The organism is Aestuariibius insulae (assembly GCF_040783535.2).
In the GTDB taxonomy this organism is placed as follows: Bacteria; Pseudomonadota; Alphaproteobacteria; order Rhodobacterales; family Rhodobacteraceae; genus Aestuariibius; species Aestuariibius insulae.
Genome location: NZ_JBFONW020000012.1, coordinates 1 through 1067, shown reverse-complemented (window position 1 = coordinate 1067; position 1067 = coordinate 1). Strand labels below are relative to the sequence as shown.

At 65.8% G+C, this 1067-nt stretch carries 1 protein-coding gene; it reads left to right on the top strand.

All coding sequences use genetic code 11. From position 1 onward, the window contains the following. Positions 1 to 1067 (top strand): TipJ family phage tail tip protein (gpJ, locus tag AAD018_RS18405; protein WP_367316670.1); only part of this gene is annotated, 1067 nt, incomplete at both ends.

Genomic DNA, 1067 nt, shown 5'->3' with positions numbered 1-1067 from the left:
ATCGGCGCCCCGGCGAACCGGGTCGAGCGCTATGCGCCCGTCGCCTATCCGGTCGGCCGGCATCTGAGCTATCCGCAGCCTGCCGCCACGGGCTATTCGGAGACGCGCGAGGACACCGTCATCTATCACGGCCTCTTCGTGCTGGGCTATGGGCCGATCGGCGTCGAAGAGCCCCGCTTTGGCAACGTGCCTCTGAGCGATTTCGACGATGTGGAGCTGGAGTTCCGCTTCGTCGACGAGGCCTATACCGCGCCGCATATGGCCGGGATCAACAAGGTCACCTACCGCACCCGGTCCCAGCGGATGAAGCTCTATCCGGGCAATATCGCGGAGGACAATGAGGTCGCCACGTTCGGCGATCCGAACGATATCACCCGCCGGACACGGCCCGAGACGGTGCGGGCGACGGTGGTTCTGCATTTCCCCGAGGGGCTCTTCAAATCGACCCGGGAAGGTAATGACCGATCGCGCCGCCGCGAGTTCTACTTCGCCTATCGTCCAGTCGGCGCCACGACTTGGACGGATTTGCCGCTGCTTTGGGTCGAGCGCGAACGCCGGACGGCGTTCTCGGTCGAGTACGACATCGCGTTCCCCGAGGCCGGGGAATACGACATCCGGACGACCTATAGCGGCGATAGCGACAATGACAGCGTCTACGACACCGCGCAGCTGATCGCGATCCGCTCGGAGCGGGAGGCGCCGCTGCCTCTGAATGAGGAACTGGCAGTCGTCGCGGTCCGGATCCGGGCCAGCAAGCAGCTCAGCGGCGGGCTTGATCGGCTCAACTTTGTCCTGCGGCAGTTCGCACCCAAATGGACGGGCAGCGGCTGGTCGGGCTTTCAGCCGGTCGATCATCCGGCCTGGTCCTATGCCGAAGCCCTGGCGGGTCTCAGCGCCGGGGAAGACCGGATCGACCGAAGCCTGATCGACGGCGATAGCCTCAAGGCCTGGGCGGACCAGGAGCCGGACTGGCGCTGCGATCTGCTCGTGCGCGGCAACCAGCGGATCGGTCAGCTCGTCAGCACGATCTGCGCCGCTGGCCGGGCCCGCGACACGTTCATAGGCAC